The sequence below is a fragment of the Plesiomonas sp. genome, from assembly GCF_051652165.1.
Taxonomy (GTDB): domain Bacteria; phylum Pseudomonadota; class Gammaproteobacteria; order Enterobacterales; family CAMTGL01; genus Plesiomonas.
The window spans coordinates 114231-129563 of the sequence record NZ_JBOFTR010000015.1 but is presented as its reverse complement, the minus strand read 5'-3'; the positions used below and the strand labels follow the sequence as shown (position 1 = coordinate 129563).

The window sequence follows — 15333 nt, the reverse complement described above, 5'->3', positions numbered from 1 at the left end:
CGGTTTGCTTGCTTTCCCGTTTCCCTTTATTAAATTTAAAAGAGAAAGCGCACATTGCAAGATACCGCATTCATCTCAGCGTAAAAAAGCCGGTTGATGGCTTTCGTAAGCACTGATTTTATCCGCATGCTGCAAGGTTAAGCCGATGCTGTCTAAACCATTGAGCAGGCAGTGACGATGAAACGGATCAAGCATAAACGGGTAGATGTTGGCATCATTATGGCTACCCGTATTGTTATCTGCGCTACACACTGACACCGTTTGCACGGTCAGATCAATGGTCAATTGTACGCTTGGCTTGTCAGCTACATGGGCAAACAACGCATCAATATCAGCGGCAGCTAAACGTACTGGCAGCAACTGGTTATTGATGGCATTACCGTAAAAAATATCAGCAAAGCTTGGCGCAATAATCACTTTAAAACCGTAATCGGCCAGTGCCCATGGCGCATGCTCACGCGACGATCCACACCCAAAGTTCTCACGGGTCAGTAAGACTGAGGCTCGGCGATATTCAGGTTGATTGAGGATAAACGCTGGATTTTCCTGTGTACCGGCATCATCGAGAAAACGCCAGTCGTGGAACAGGTGTTGACCAAAGCCGGTACGGGTCACTTTTTGTAAAAACTGCTTCGGAATAATCGCATCCGTGTCGATATTAGCGGCATCTAACGGTGCGACAATGCCGGTATGTTGCGTGAATCCTGTCATGTGTCACTCCTTGGTTCCCGTGCAAAGCATCTGTTGTGCACGGGCCATCGTATAGGGATAAATCAAATCGGGGCTTAACCGAACTGTGGCAGGTTATCTGCGAAATTACGCACATCCGTGAAATGCCCTTTGATTGCGGCAGCGGCAGCCATTGCAGGGCTGACCAGATGGGTGCGTCCGCCACGCCCTTGTCGCCCCTCAAAGTTGCGGTTACTGGTAGAGGCGCAGCGTTCACCGGCGGCCAAGCGATCATTGTTCATCGCCAAGCACATAGAGCAGCCGGGCAACCGCCACTCAAAGCCCGCATCAATGAAGATTTTATCCAGCCCTTCGGCTTCGGCTTGCGCCTTAACCAGACCAGAGCCGGGCACGACCAACGCTTGTACGCCGTTGGCCACTTTATGCCCTTTAGCAATGCTGGCCGCGGCACGCAGATCTTCAATACGTGAGTTGGTGCAAGAGCCGATAAATACTTTATCAATGCGAATATCTGACAGCTTTTCGCCTGCCTGCAACCCCATATAGTGCAATGCTTTTTCTGCCGATACGCGTTCATTGGCATCACTGAATGATGTCGGCGCGGGGATCGGCTGATCAATGGCAATCACCTGACCGGGGTTGGTTCCCCATGTCACCTGTGGGGCTATCTCGCTGGCGTACAGGGTGATGGTGTGATCAAAATGGGCATCGGCATCACTGCGCAGCGTAGCCCAGTAAGCCACGGCTTCTGCCCAGTCTGCGCTTTGTGGGGCAAACGGGCGGTTTTCCAGATAGGCAAAGGTGGTGGTATCTGGGGCGATCAGCCCCGCTTTTGCACCTAGCTCAATGGCCATGTTGCACACTGTCATGCGGCCTTCCATGCTCAGGGCAGTAATGGCCTCACCGCAGAACTCCACGACATACCCAGTGCCTCCGGCATGGCCGACTTTACCAATCACTGCCAGTACAATATCTTTTGCGGTGATCCCGCCAGAAACTTGCCCCTGCACCTCAATTTTCAGCGTTTTAGCGCGGCTTTGCTTGAGGGTTTGTGAAGCTAATACGTGCTCTACTTCAGATGTTCCAATACCAAATGCCAGCGCGCCAAATGCCCCGTGGGTGGAGGTGTGTGAGTCTCCACAAACAATGGTCATACCGGGCAGCGTCAGCCCCTGCTCTGGGCCCATCACATGCACAATGCCTTGGTTGGGGTGATCTAAATCGTACAAGGTGATGCCAAATTCAGTGCAGTTTTTTGCCAATTCTTGCATCTGGATACGTGCCATCTCACCGGATGCGGCAATATCGCGGGTTTGAGTCGAGACGTTGTGATCCATCGTGGCAAAAGTTTTGCTAGGTTGGCGAACAGCACGCTGCATGGCACGCAGACCATCAAATGCCTGTGGTGAGGTGACTTCATGTACCAAATGGCGGTCAATATACAGCAGCGGTGTTTCACCGGCAGTTTCATGCACCACGTGGGCATCGAATAATTTTTGGTACAACGTTTTTGGGGGCAATGTTTTTCCCATGATTTACATCCTTGTGGCGCTACCGCGCCGGTATGTTTTACGGTTCACGAGTCACGCTTTGTAACTTGCTGATGGTCTTCAGTGAAATCTCAGCGAAGTGCAAAATTTTTGTGGTTCGCTTTGCCTTAAACGGTTTCGGCTACGTGCGCTATTGCACCGGCATGCTCAGTGATATAGGCAGCAATTTTACTGCCCATCTCAGCGGTGCTCAGTGCCGTTTGTTCGCCAGCCAGATCCGCTGTGCGCCAGCCTTGTGCCAATACTGCGGTCACTGCTTGTTCAATGGCTTGTGCCGCGGGCTCTTGTCCGAGGCTGTAGCGCAACATCAGTGCGGCAGATAAAATTTGGGCTATTGGGTTAGCAATGCCTTTTCCGGCGATATCTGGCGCAGAGCCACCGGCTGGCTCAAATAGCCCAAAGCGGCTTTCGTTCAAACTGGCAGAGGGCAGCATGCCCATGGAGCCGGTGATCATGGCGCACTCATCTGACAAAATATCGCCAAAAATATTTGAGCACAGTAATACATCAAACTGATCAGGGGCTTTAATTAACTGCATAGTGGCGTTGTCGATATAGATGTGTTCTAGCTGCACATCGGGGTACTCTTTGGCGATGCTGCTGACCACTTCCCGCCATAAAATTGAGCTTTGCAGTACGTTAGCTTTATCCACCGAGGTCACTTTGGCACGGCGAACACGCGCCGATTCAAAGGCGATGCGCGCAATTCGCTCAATTTCGTAACGGTGGTAAATCTCGGTATCAAAGGCGTGCTCTTGCGCACCTTCACCGGCCCGGCCTTTAGGCTGGCCAAAGTAGATCCCGCCAGTGAGCTCGCGTACACAGACAATATCAAAACCGCGCGCAGCAATATCGGCCCGTAACGGGCAAAAATCTTCTAAACCCGCATACAGGGTTGCGGGTCGCAGATTACAAAACAGTTGGAAGTGTTTGCGCAGAGGCAGTAACGCGCCGCGTTCGGGTTGCTGCTGAGGGGGCAGGTGTTCCCACTTTGGCCCGCCGACAGAACCAAATAAAATGGCATCGGCCGCTTCGCAGCCCGACAGTGTTTCTGCCGGCAGCGGTGTGCCGTGCAGATCAATGGCAATGCCGCCGACAGGGTGTTCGCTGTATGCCAAGCTGAAACCAAAATGTGATTGCACTGCGGCCAGCACGTTAATCGCTTCTTGCATCACTTCTGGCCCGATACCGTCTCCGGCTAATACGGCGATAGTGTAGTGATTTGCCGCGGCGTTTGTTGTCATCCCTGTCATGATTGTGCTGCCTCTGTCCGTTGTTGGTGAATGCGTTGTGTCTCTTGAGAAACCCGCTGAGCGCGGTGAATGGCGTTGATAACGTGGATCAGTGCCTGTGCAGAAGATTCGATAATATCAGTTTCCAGCCCGACACCGTGGAAGCGGCGGCCCTGATAATCGGCCACGATATCGACCTGACCAAGCGCATCTTTGCCCTGACCCTTGGCCGATAGTTGGTAGTTCACAATGCTTATCTCATAACCGGTAATCCGGTTGATACACTGATAGACCGCATCGACCGGCCCGTTGCCCGTGGCCGCTTCGGTATATTCGTTATCACCGGCCTTTAGGCGTACTGATGCGGTGGCCATCACGCTGCCGCCTGATTGCACGCTCAGGTAGTTCAGACAAAAATGTTCTGACTCTTCCTGCTGCATATTGATAAAGGCCAGCGCCTCTAGATCATAATCAAACACCTGCCCCTTTTTATCGGCCAGTTTCAAAAAGGCGGCGTAGAGTGAGTCAATATCGTAATTGCTTTCTGAATAGCCCATCGCTTCCATGCGGTGTTTCACTGCGGCACGGCCTGAGCGCGAGGTCAGGTTTAACTGATTTTGGTTTAACCCGATAGATTCTGGGGTGATAATTTCGTAGTTCGATTTATTTTTCAGCATGCCATCTTGATGAATGCCAGAAGAGTGGGCAAAGGCGTTCGCGCCGACAATGGCCTTGTTTGCCTGTACCGGCATGTTGCACAACTGGCTGACCAATTGGCTTGTGCGGTGAATATCCTGATGGCGAATACCGGTGTGTACCTCCAGTAAATCAGCACGGGTTTTGATGATCATCGCCACTTCTTCGAGTGAACAGTTACCGGCTCGCTCGCCGATCCCATTCATGGTGCACTCAATTTGCCGCGCACCGGCTTGTACTGCTGCAATCGAATTGGCGACTGACAACCCCAGATCGTTATGGCAATGCACCGAGATCACCGCCTGATCAATATTGGGTACACGGTTAAACAGAGTTTCGATAATACCACCAAACTGGCTCGGAATGGTGTAACCCACCGTATCGGGAATGTTGATTGTTTTAGCACCGGAACGAATGGCGGCTTCAACCACGCGGCACAAATTATCAATCGGTGTTCGCCCTGCATCCTCACAAGAGAACTCCACATCATCGGTATATTGGCGGGCACGTTTTACTGCGCGTACCGCCATTTCAAGCACATCATCAAAACTGCGCTTAAGCTTGGTTTCGATATGTAACGTTGAAGTGGCAATAAAGGTATGAATGCGAAAGGCTTCGGCCACTTTCAATGACTCAGCGGCAACATCAATATCCTGATCGACCGCGCGGGCCAGTGCGCAGACTCGGCTGTGTTTGATATTGCGGGCAATGGTTTGTACTGACTCAAAATCGCCCGGTGAAGAGACAGGAAAACCCACCTCCATCACATCTACGCCCAAACGCTCAAGCGCAAAGGCAATTTGCAACTTCTCTTTGACGCTCAGGCTGGCACGTAATGCCTGTTCCCCGTCACGTAACGTGGTATCGAATATAATGACCTGATTGCTCATAATAAAAATTCCTTTTGCTGTCGTGCTATCCCTGCGGTCAGCCGGAAAAAAAAGCCCGCGCTGACTGCGCGGGCTCGGGGATTTGGTTTGCTGACCGTTCTTGTTGCTACTTGAACAAACCCTGAGCTGACCCGCGCTGATAAGCAGCGAGTAGGAGTAGGTTAAGTAGCAGCAAAGTTGCATTCATGGTCGTATTCTCATGTATTTATATTGACCTACTAAGAGTAAGGGCTAAAAAGGGCTTAGTAGGCGATAAAATATCCGCAATGCGTATGTGATACTTCAGATGTTATGCACTTGTCAATAGTTTGATTGGAATGGTTGAATCAGGGAAATAAAACTGCTGCAAAACTATCAATGAATTGTCATCTGGGGTTTATAGAGTAAAGCCAAGTCTGCTCGGTTCAATCAGGAGAAGTCTATGGTGCGTTTATCCTTGCGGCGTTTTGATCTGGCGGTTTCAACCTTTTGTTTATGCCACCGTTTCAACCACGCTATCGCCCGCGTCTCCCGTATGGTGTCGCGTACCGGTGATGGCCCACTCTATCTGCTGGTGGGCGTGCTGCTTTACTACACTGAACCTCATGCGGGTACGCATTTTTTTCGCACCGGTTGTCTGGCATTTGCAGTTGAGCTGCCGATTTACTGGCTCCTGAAAAACAGCATCCGGCGTGATAGACCACTGAATCTTCCCTGTTTTATTGTGCCCTCTGATCGTTATAGCCTGCCGTCAGGCCACACTGCCGCCGCGTTTTTAATGACAGGGTTAGTGGCCGCTTACTATCCATTCTGGTTACCCATCGCCTTAAGTTGGGCCTTGCTGGTAGGCCTGTCACGCGTACTGCTTGGCGTACACTTTCTGACAGACATTATTGCCGGTGCAATTTTGGGGTTGGGCTGTGCAACGCTGGCGCTGGAGTGGGCATGAAAATTTTATACGGGATACAAGGCACGGGAAATGGCCATCTGTCACGTGGTCGCGTCTTAGTGCCAGCATTACAGCAACAAGGTGTTCAGGTGGATGTGATCTGCTCAGGGCGTAACCCCGATGACTACTTTGATATGCAAATTTTTGGCCGCTATCAGACCCGCAGAGGGCTGAGCTTTGTTTCACAGCACGGCAAAATTGCACTGGGAAAAACCGTTCGCCACAACCATCTGTTACAACTGCTGCGCGATATTCAGGCTCTCGATCTACGTGGATATGATCTGGTGTTCAGTGATTTTGAACCGGTCAGTGCATGGGCGGCACAGCGTGCCGGTGTGCCGAGCTTGACGGTTAGCCATCAGGCTGCCTTTCAATACCCTATTCTCAAAGAGGGTGATAGTCTGTTTAATCGCCAGCTAATGCGCCATTTTGCACCGGTACAACAGGCCATTGGCTTACACTGGTTTCACCATGATTGCCAGATCCTACCGCCGATTATTGATAGCAATACAACCCTAACCGCCAGCGATAATGGGCAGGTATTGGTATATCTGCCCTTTGAAAATTTAAACAGCATCCTATATTGGCTCAGTGCGTGCCGACATGCCAAATTTGACTGTTTTCATCCTGCCGTGAAGCAAGAAAAACAGCACAAAAATATCGGTTTATACCCGCTGTCCCACGCACGGTTTCGCCAAGCATTGGCCAGTTGCCACGGGGTGATTGCCAATGCCGGTTTTGAACTGCCTTCTGAAGCGATGGCGCTAGGAAAAAAGCTGCTGGTAAAACCGCTACAGGGGCAGTTTGAGCAGCAGAGTAATGCATTAACGCTCGATATTATGGGGCTGGCAACTCGCTTAAATCAGCTCGATCAGGGTGCGCTGCACCATTGGTTACGTAGCCATGCTATTGGCCGAGTCGTTTTTCCTGATGTTGCAAACGCAGTGGCTCATTGGATTGCAGAAGGGGCATCAGGTGATCTTGTTGCGCTGAAAAAAAACTTATGGCGCAGTGTTGAATTTCCAGAAAGTGTAGTTGAAAGCCTGCAAGATTGTACTCCGCTCGACAGCGATCTCTCGCTACCAGAATTGAATCTTCACACTGAGTTTGGGCTATAAATCGAACTTAAAAAGTCTATCTTGTCTAAAAAAGAGTGTTTTAATCAGCAAAAGAGCATGTTGTTCTATTTTATGCACTTTGTGAGTGCTTACTCATAAACGGCTGTTTAAATCCTTTTCTTCTATCGACAAGTTCAGTTACACTTATTGTCATCTAAGCGTACATGTGTACGCTGAAGCTCACCTACGAATTTAAGGTCCGAAGATGAAAGGTTATCACCTGATAGAGCGTATCCAGGGTCAGATTTCCCGTAATCCCGCTAAGGTTGTCATGCAAGATCAGCAAGGCAACGCGTGGATTGACATCTGTTGGCAGGAAGCCAATGAGCGCCTACGCGCTACCGCCCGTGCATTATTGAGTCTCGGTGTTGAGATACAAGAACGCGTGGCCATTTTTTCCCAAAATATGGCTGAGTGGACACTCACTGACTTGGCCATTTTGCACCTGCGTGCCATTACAGTGCCGATTTACCCAACTAACACCGCCGCGCAAACAGCGTATGTGTTGGATGATGCCGATGTTCGTATTTTATTTGTTGGCGAACAGGCACAGATGAATGCGGCTATTGCTTTGCAAGAGACTTGCCCACAGCTCACTCATATTATTGCACTTGATCCCACTGTTGATTTACAAGGGTGCAGCATTGCTTGTCATTTGGCCGATTTTCGGCAGCAAGGCACAACAGAATTTGATACAGAATTAGAAACGCGCATTGCTGATCGCCGTTTAGATGATCTATTTACCCTAATTTATACCTCAGGAACAACCGGTGAACCGAAAGGGGTAATGCTTGATTATCGTAACATGGCCACACAGCTGCATTTACACGATGATCGTTTAAGCTTAACGGAAGATGATGTTTCACTGAGCTTTTTACCGTTGTCGCATGTGTTTGAACGCGCATGGTGTTTTTATGTGCTACACCGTGGTGCAACAAATGTCTTTTTACGTGATCCACAAAAAGCACAAGCGGCAATGTTAGCTGTGCGCCCAACGGTGATGTGTGCAGTCCCACGGTTTTACGAGAAAGTATTCAGTGCTATTCACGATAAAGTGGCAAAAGCGCCACTTATTCGCCGTATGCTGTTTAAATGGGCAGTAAAAATCGGTGAGCAATATTTTTGGTGTCTGCGTCAAAAACGTCGCCCTAGTGCGTTTTTGCAGGGAAGTTACCGTCTCGCTGATAAATTGGTGTTGAGCAAATTGCGCGGCGCTCTGGGTGGCCGCACCCGTTTTTTACCGACATCAGGTGCAAAACTTGATGACGGTATCAACCTGTTTTTTCAGTCAATCGGCATCAACATTAAGTACGGTTACGGTATGACCGAAACCTGCGCGACTGTCACCTGCTGGGAAGATGACGAGTACCAGTTTGGTTCTATTGGTACGCCACTGCCGGGCTTAGAAGTGCGCATTGTTGCCGACCAAGAGAATGAGATTCAGGTGCGCGGTGCATCAGTTATGCGCGGTTACTACAATAAACCGGAAGAGACGGCAAACAGTTTTACCGCAGATGGCTGGTTAAAAACCGGTGATGCAGGCGCAGTTGATGAGCACGGAAACTTTTTTATCACCGAGCGCATTAAAGATCTGATGAAAACATCGGGCGGAAAGTATATCGCGCCGCAGATGATTGAAGGGGCGTTGGGGCAAGATCGCTTTATCGAACAAATTGCCGTGATTGCTGATACCCGTAAGTTTGTTTCAGCCTTAATTGTGCCTTGTTTTGAATCTTTAGAAGATTATGCGCGTAGCGTAAACATTAAATATCACGATCGTATGGAGCTGCTGAAAAATGGCCAGATCCGTGAAATGTTTGAGCAACGTCTGAAAAGTATTCAGAAAGAGCTGGCACGTTTTGAGCAAGTAAAACGTTTCACACTGCTGCCAGATGCTTTCACGATGGAGAGCGGCGAACTCACGCCAACCCTAAAACTGCGTCGGAAGATTATTTCACAGCGTTATCAGCGTGAAATTGACTCTATGTACGAATAGTGCGAATCAATAGTGACTTGCACTCTGTTCTCATGGAAAACCACCGCAAGGTGGTTTTTTTTATGCAGTAATCTAGCCCATAAGAAGATTTTGCTTCTTTCCCGTTGATTGAAATATTCCTCTGTATTTTATTAATTAACCCTGTGTTATCACTCTATTTCATATTTGCATTCATCTTGTGGCTAATTAACGTGCTGTAATGATGGACTTTGTTACAAAATCAACGTTAAAGTGAGTTAGGCCGTGGTTTTGCTCGTATCAGGTGAATTACAGAGTGAAACGGGGTAAAAAAAACATTAATACCACCACTGAAAATTAATAGATGCTTAGTAATCAATAAGATAAGCAACCATGCTGGAAGCTTAGGAATCGAATCCGACCGGGAGACAGACGTATGGAGATGTTGTCAGGCGCCGAAATGGTGGTGCAAGCACTGCACGATCAGGGCATTAAACATGTTTTCGGTTATCCGGGGGGAGCTGTGCTCGATATTTATGATGCACTGCATACCCTAGGCTGCATTGAACATGTGCTGGTTCGCCACGAGCAAGCGGCCGTGCATATGGCCGATGGCTATGCGCGGGCAACCGGGCAAGTAGGGGTGGCGCTGGTCACATCAGGGCCAGGGGCAACAAACGCCATTACCGGCATTGCCACAGCCTACACCGACTCGATTCCGCTGGTGGTGCTCTCCGGTCAGGTAGCAACCAGCCTGATTGGTAATGATGCGTTTCAAGAGTGCGATATGGTCGGGATCTCTCGCCCAGTTGTGAAGCACAGCTTTTTGGTCAAACGCACTGAAGATATCCCGTTGGTGATGAAAAAGGCCTTCTATATTGCTGCATCCGGCCGCCCGGGGCCGGTGGTGGTTGATTTACCCAAAGATATTCTTAATCCCGCCAATAAGCTGCCATACAGTTATCCTGAAAGTGTGGAGTTGCGCTCATATCACCCGAATGTGACAGGGCATACCGGACAGATTAAAAAAGGTCTGCAAGCGCTGCTTGCTGCCCGCCAGCCGGTGATTTATGCCGGTGGTGGTGTCATTGGGGCTAATTGCAGTGAATTGTTGACAGCGTTTGCCCACAAGTTAAATGTACCTGTAACGACCACGTTAATGGGGCTGGGCGCATTTCCCGGTAATGATCCGCAAAGTGTCAGTATGCTGGGTATGCACGGCACCTATGAAGCCAATATGGTGATGCACAATGCAGATCTGATTTTTGCGATTGGTGTGCGTTTTGACGATCGCACCACCAATAACGTGGCAAAATATTGTCCGAATGCCACGATTTTGCACATTGATATTGATCCTACCTCGATCTCGAAAACCATTGCGGTTGATATTCCGATCGTCGGTTGTGCTGAAAATGTGCTGAAGAAAATGCTGACATTGTTAGATGAGCACCATACCGCTCATGATCCGGCAGTGCTAGCCGACTGGTGGCAACAAATTAGTCAGTGGCGTGCCCGTAAGTGCCTTGATTTCCCACGTGATAGCGTAAAAATCAAACCGCAGGCGGCCATTGAAGCCTTGTACAAACTGACGCAGGGCGATGCCTATGTCACCTCTGATGTTGGGCAGCATCAGATGTTTGCTGCGCTGTATTATCCGTTTGCTAAACCGCGCCGTTGGATTAACTCCGGTGGGCTAGGCACAATGGGCTTTGGCTTCCCTGCTGCTATCGGCGTGAAAATGGCGCTGCCACATGAACAAGTGGTGTGTATAACCGGTGATGGCAGTATTCAGATGAATATTCAAGAGCTTTCAACTGCACTGCAATACGATGTTCCGGTGGTGATTATCAATCTTAATAACCGTTTTTTAGGGATGGTAAAGCAGTGGCAAGATATGATCTATTCCGGTCGCCATTCACACTCTTATATGGAATCTTTGCCTGATTTTGTCAAAATTGCTGAAGCCTATGGGCATGTCGGCATTGCGATTCACACACCTGAAGAGTTAGAGCCCAAATTAGCGCAAGCATTAGCGATTAAAAACCGTCTGGTGTTTGTGGATATTAGTGTCGATGAAACCGAACATGTTTATCCGATGCTAGTACGCGGTGGTGCAATGAATGAAATGTGGCTAAGTAAAACGGAGAGAACATAATGCGCAGGATCTTATCGGTACTATTAGAGAACGAGTCTGGGGCATTATCCCGTGTTATTGGGTTGTTTTCCCAGCGTGGTTATAATATCGAAACCCTGACAGTTGCCCCCACTGATGACCCAACACTTTCACGAATAACCATTGTGACTGCGGGCGAAGAGAATGTATTAGAGCAAATTGAGAAGCAACTGCATAAGTTAATTGATGTATTAAAGGTCAGTGATTTAACACAAGGCCCACATGTTGAACGTGAATTAATGTTAGTTAAAATGCAAGCCACAGCAGCAGTGCGGGATGAACTGAAACGTATTACAGATATATTCCGTGGACAGATTGTTGATGTCAGTACAGTGCTTTATACCGTGCAATTAACCGGAACGAGTGAAAAGCTAGATGCATTCTTAGCTTCGGTAAAAGGCTATACAGAGATTGTTGAAGTGGCACGCTCTGGTGTTGTAGGTATTTCGCGTGGTGAACGTTCGGTATTTGGTTAATTTCAATACATATAGAGAGTATATTGACGCTCTCTTTTTCATGTAGAGATCTCTTTTGAGCGTAAAATAACACGTGGGTCGTTATATACCCACGTGTTATATGTTATGCCAATATTGATTAATAAAATAACCTGACTTTATTTTTATACATAACGCTATTTTTTATCCAGACTCATTTTTGATTATTATGCTATCTATTTTGTAGATATCAATCCGTGCTATTTAGACGTAAAGTTTACACGATATCAATATGCTCAAGTTGTTGAATTGATTTTTTAAACAGATCAAACGCACGACTAGAGTGCTGTTCCGTTAGCATAATTGCACGTGCTGTATCGCGATTAAGCACGGCTTGCATCAATTTTTCGTGCTCACCATTATCATGGTAACGCTTATCATAATCTAAATGTACACTCACCCACACGTGTCGATAACGGGCAATTTGCTCTAAGATATTTTGCAAAAACTCCTGCATTTTAGGGTTATTACTGCCACTAAATAGTGCAAGATGGAATTGATTGTGCCTGATTTCCCACTCATCATAATCAATATTTGGGTTTGCTGGATCATCAATTCTCGCCAATTTATGGTGGCTTGTGAGTACATTGAGTTCCCACTCCTCACCACCTTGTTCAATTGATTTTGTCAGTAAAATACGTTCTAAAATTTGCCGTGTTTCAAGAATATCTTCTAATTCAGCGATAGACACCGGTGCAACCCAGCAGCCTTTTTGCGGCTCAATACAGACAAACTTTGACCATGATAATTTAATGAGTGCTTCACGAATGGGAGATGCGCCAACGCCATAACGCGCTTTAAGTTCAGCCACAACCAGTTTTTGACTTGGCTTTAATATCCCCAACAGAATGTCTTTTTTTATAATATGGAATATTTTATCAGTAATGGTTTGACTCGACACGCTTGCCCCCAAAAAACAACATACAGATCAATGAATAATAAGGGTGAATAAATGAGATTCGGTTGTTTTTTACTGTTGAGTATGCCGTTTTTATAACAGGGCTACTATTGCATATCAAAAAATTACATAGAAAGTGTGAGCAGCTAAGAGTTTATTGTGCACTCTTTAACGCAAGACTCTCAGTAAATAAATAAAGCATTCAATACATGGGGTTAAAATAAAAAAAATATTGCATAGAGCAGTGATTATGCGGTTAGATCTTTAGCTATGTGTAAATCTCATCAAAAGGGGATCGTTGTGAAATTAGATGAGATCGCCAGATTAGCCGGAGTGTCACGTACTACGGCCAGTTATGTTATTAATGGTAAAGCAAAACAGTACCGTGTGAGTGATAAAACGGTAGAGAAAGTCATGGCGGTAGTGCGCGAGCATAACTATCAGCCTAATGCTGTCGCTGCGGGTTTACGGGCAGGGCGTACCCGTTCGATTGGATTAGTGATCCCAGACTTAGAGAACACCAGTTATACCCGTATTGCTAACCATTTAGAGCGCCGTGCGCGTCAGCATGGTTATCAATTACTGATTGCCTGCTCAGAAGATAACACAGATAACGAGATGCGCTGCGTTAGCCACTTGTTACAACGTCAAGTTGATGCACTTATCGTATCGACTGCACTTTCATCTACCCATACATTTTATCAACAGTGGGCAGGGCGCGATCTACCCATTATCGCACTTGACCGTGCGCTTGATCCCCAGCATTTTATCAGTGTTGTGGGGGCTGACCGTGCTGATGCTGAAGTGCTCGGACATGAGCTGTTGCAGCAAAAAGATGTTGCTTCGATTGTTTATGTGGGCGCACTGCCTGAATTGTCGGTAAGTCAACTGCGTGAGCAAGGATTTCGTCAAGCTTGTGAAGGGGATAAGCGCAGTATCACTTATCTGCATGCAACCAGTTATGAGCGCGATGCTGCGGCAGCTCGTTTTAAAACGTGGTTGCAGGATAATCCACTGCCTGATGCGCTGTTTACAACCTCGTTTGCACTGTTACAAGGTGTACTCGATGAGATCATTGCTCATTATGGCAAAATACCCTCTTCACTGACTATTGCCACATTTGGTGATCACGAACTTTTAGACTTTTTAGGTTGTAAAGTAATGTCGCTATCGCAACGCCACCGTGATGTAGCTGAAACGGTACTAAAACTGGTGCTTGATAGTCTAGATGGCGCTGAAAAACCACAGCCAGGAATGACCCGTATGCAGCGTAAACTCACTTGGCGTGGCACATTAAGCCGTTTGCATACGATAACGTAAAGAGCAAAACACATTACATACGTATTTTGCTGTCAGTATGCGACAAGAACTCGCACACCTCTTTTTATTGATAGGTGTGCGAGGGTTGACCTGAGCATTGCAGCAACGCTCAAATCTCTGGTTGCCAATTAATAGGTGCTAACCCTTTTTGCTGTAAAATTTGATTAGTTTGTGAAAAGTGTTTACAGCCTAAAAAGCCACGGTGTGCTGAAAGTGGTGAAGGGTGCGGTGCTATTAATACAGAGTGCCGTTGACGATCAATAATCTGCCCTTTTTTCTGCGCATGTGCGCCCCAGAGCAGAAAAATAACCCCTTCGCGATGCGTATTAATGGCAGCAATAACAGCATCCGTAAACGTTTCCCAACCCAATTTAGCATGTGAATGTGCTTTACTGCGCTCTACGGTTAATACCGTGTTGAGCAGTAAAACTCCCTGTGTCGCCCAACTACTTAAGCAACCATGATTAGGCATTTCAAAACCAGGAATATCTGTTTTCAGCTCTTTATACATATTGAGCAGTGAAGGCGGTGTGGCAATGCCCGGTTGTACAGAAAAACATAACCCATGTGCTTGATTTGGACCGTGATATGGGTCTTGCCCCAAAATAACCACATTGACCTGATCAAAAGGAGTGTAGCGAAAAGCACTAAAAACATCTTTTTCTGGGGGATAAATCTCTTTTCCTGCAGCCCGCTCCGCAGCAACATGTTGCATGATATTCATAAAATAGGGTTGTTGTTTTTCAGCCCCAATAACCGAACTCCAGGTTTGTTCTGGCATATTGAACCTCATTGTCGTTTTGCAAAATGAGCAAAACAATAACACTACTTATCTTTTGCTAACAGGTAGAAAGCACTCCGTTTATCTTACTATCGCTCTGTGTGCATTTTGGCTGCATCATAATATTGTTGCTATTATGTTATTAAACGGTATTGGTTGTTGAGGTGTTTATGTCAATGGTCAGCGCAAAAGAGTTTGCTCAGTGGTTGTTTGAACGTTTTAAAAATAATCAGCAAGGTGTTTACTTAACCCGTAAAGACATCAGTTTACTGACAGGACGCACTGCATTTTCGCTCGATTTTGTACACGATATTCACCATGAATTAATGCCATTAGGTATGGCATTTGCGACGGATACAACCCGCGAATATTTTTTCTTACAGCCTTTAGCCCAGCAATATTGGCGGCATGCATTAGAAGAGCAATACCAGCATGATTTTATCAATGTATTACAGTTTGATAAATTAGAAAAATATTAACTTGAATGCAGGTCAATTTTGCCATTTTCTCTTTTTTTAACCCTATAGATAAATGTGCGCTAGATCATTTTTAGCGGCACAATTAATCCTTACTTTTGATCTGGATATTGACATAAATCAAGCAAGGTCA

General features: G+C 47.1%; 13 protein-coding genes. 7 read left to right on the top strand and 6 right to left on the bottom strand.

Going from position 1 to position 15333, the window contains the following annotated elements; genetic code table 11:
• Positions 1-75: 75 nt before the first annotated feature.
• The 4 genes from leuD to leuA all read right to left on the bottom strand — a co-directional run bounded on the left by leuD (position 76) and on the right by leuA (position 5058).
• A complete protein-coding gene (gene leuD / locus ACRC53_RS09030; RefSeq protein ID WP_438643121.1) occupies positions 76-711 on the bottom strand; it encodes a 3-isopropylmalate dehydratase small subunit in 636 nt (211 codons plus the stop codon).
• A gap of 74 nt (positions 712-785) precedes the next feature.
• The gene (gene leuC / locus ACRC53_RS09025; protein WP_438643120.1) at positions 786-2222 is read right to left on the bottom strand and encodes a 3-isopropylmalate dehydratase large subunit; all 1437 of its coding nucleotides are present in this window, start codon (positions 2220-2222) and stop codon (positions 786-788) included.
• 125 nt (positions 2223-2347) lie between these two features.
• On the bottom strand, positions 2348-3484 hold the full coding sequence (gene leuB / locus ACRC53_RS09020; protein ID WP_438643225.1) for a 3-isopropylmalate dehydrogenase: 1137 nt from the start codon (positions 3482-3484) through the stop codon (positions 2348-2350).
• A 5-nt stretch (positions 3485-3489) separates the two neighbouring features.
• A complete protein-coding gene (gene leuA / locus ACRC53_RS09015) occupies positions 3490-5058 on the bottom strand; it encodes a 2-isopropylmalate synthase (RefSeq protein ID WP_438643119.1) in 1569 nt (522 codons plus the stop codon).
• Between the two features lie 421 nt (positions 5059-5479).
• Between leuA and ACRC53_RS09010 the strand changes: the two genes are divergently transcribed.
• The 5 genes from ACRC53_RS09010 to ilvN all read left to right on the top strand — a co-directional run bounded on the left by ACRC53_RS09010 (position 5480) and on the right by ilvN (position 11707).
• Complete coding sequence (locus ACRC53_RS09010) at positions 5480-5986, top strand: phosphatase PAP2 family protein (RefSeq protein ID WP_438643118.1); 507 nt, start codon at positions 5480-5482, stop codon at positions 5984-5986.
• Positions 5983-7104 carry an MJ1255/VC2487 family glycosyltransferase gene (locus tag ACRC53_RS09005; RefSeq protein WP_438643117.1) on the top strand — a complete coding sequence of 374 codons (1122 nt, stop codon included), beginning with the start codon at positions 5983-5985 and terminating at the stop codon, positions 7102-7104. The genes ACRC53_RS09010 and ACRC53_RS09005 overlap by 4 nt, the downstream gene beginning before the upstream one ends.
• Positions 7105-7309: 205 nt before the next feature.
• Complete coding sequence (locus tag ACRC53_RS09000) at positions 7310-9100, top strand: AMP-dependent synthetase/ligase (protein ID WP_438643116.1); 1791 nt, start codon at positions 7310-7312, stop codon at positions 9098-9100.
• 394 nt (positions 9101-9494) lie between these two features.
• Positions 9495-11213 (top strand): acetolactate synthase 3 large subunit, encoded by a 1719-nt coding sequence (ilvI, locus tag ACRC53_RS08995; RefSeq protein WP_438643115.1) that lies wholly within the window; start codon positions 9495-9497, stop codon positions 11211-11213.
• Positions 11213-11707 (top strand): acetolactate synthase small subunit, encoded by a 495-nt coding sequence (gene ilvN, locus ACRC53_RS08990; protein WP_438643114.1) that lies wholly within the window; start codon positions 11213-11215, stop codon positions 11705-11707. Before ilvI ends, ilvN begins: the two co-directional genes overlap by 1 nt.
• A 235-nt stretch (positions 11708-11942) precedes the next feature.
• Here ilvN and ACRC53_RS08985 read toward each other — a convergent pair whose 3' ends face one another.
• A complete protein-coding gene (locus tag ACRC53_RS08985; RefSeq protein ID WP_438643113.1) occupies positions 11943-12626 on the bottom strand; it encodes an FCD domain-containing protein in 684 nt (227 codons plus the stop codon).
• Between the two features lie 297 nt (positions 12627-12923).
• On the opposite strand from ACRC53_RS08985, the gene cra reads away from it, so the two are divergent.
• Positions 12924-13943: a catabolite repressor/activator gene (gene cra, locus ACRC53_RS08980; RefSeq protein ID WP_438643112.1), complete on the top strand. Its 1020-nt coding sequence runs from the start codon at positions 12924-12926 to the stop codon at positions 13941-13943.
• Positions 13944-14052: 109 nt separating this feature from the next.
• On the opposite strand, the gene ung is transcribed toward cra, so the two are convergent.
• The gene (gene ung / locus ACRC53_RS08975; RefSeq protein ID WP_438643111.1) at positions 14053-14724 is read right to left on the bottom strand and encodes a uracil-DNA glycosylase; all 672 of its coding nucleotides are present in this window, start codon (positions 14722-14724) and stop codon (positions 14053-14055) included.
• 170 nt (positions 14725-14894) lie between these two features.
• On the opposite strand from ung, the gene ACRC53_RS08970 reads away from it, so the two are divergent.
• The gene (locus ACRC53_RS08970) at positions 14895-15203 is read left to right on the top strand and encodes a hypothetical protein (RefSeq protein WP_438643110.1); all 309 of its coding nucleotides are present in this window, start codon (positions 14895-14897) and stop codon (positions 15201-15203) included.
• Positions 15204-15333 lie beyond the last annotated feature (130 nt).

Coding starts and splice junctions, on each gene's coding strand:
- leuB (WP_438643225.1), bottom strand. CDS start 3,484: ATGACAACAAACGCCGCGGCAAATCACTACACTATCGCCGTATTAGCC.
- leuC (WP_438643120.1), bottom strand. CDS start 2,222: ATGGGAAAAACATTGCCCCCAAAAACGTTGTACCAAAAATTATTCGAT.
- leuA (WP_438643119.1), bottom strand. CDS start 5,058: ATGAGCAATCAGGTCATTATATTCGATACCACGTTACGTGACGGGGAA.
- ilvI (WP_438643115.1), top strand. CDS start 9,495: ATGGAGATGTTGTCAGGCGCCGAAATGGTGGTGCAAGCACTGCACGAT.
- ACRC53_RS09010 (WP_438643118.1), top strand. CDS start 5,480: ATGGTGCGTTTATCCTTGCGGCGTTTTGATCTGGCGGTTTCAACCTTT.
- ACRC53_RS09005 (WP_438643117.1), top strand. CDS start 5,983: ATGAAAATTTTATACGGGATACAAGGCACGGGAAATGGCCATCTGTCA.
- ung (WP_438643111.1), bottom strand. CDS start 14,724: ATGCCAGAACAAACCTGGAGTTCGGTTATTGGGGCTGAAAAACAACAA.
- ACRC53_RS08970 (WP_438643110.1), top strand. CDS start 14,895: ATGTCAATGGTCAGCGCAAAAGAGTTTGCTCAGTGGTTGTTTGAACGT.
- ilvN (WP_438643114.1), top strand. CDS start 11,213: ATGCGCAGGATCTTATCGGTACTATTAGAGAACGAGTCTGGGGCATTA.
- ACRC53_RS09000 (WP_438643116.1), top strand. CDS start 7,310: ATGAAAGGTTATCACCTGATAGAGCGTATCCAGGGTCAGATTTCCCGT.
- leuD (WP_438643121.1), bottom strand. CDS start 711: ATGACAGGATTCACGCAACATACCGGCATTGTCGCACCGTTAGATGCC.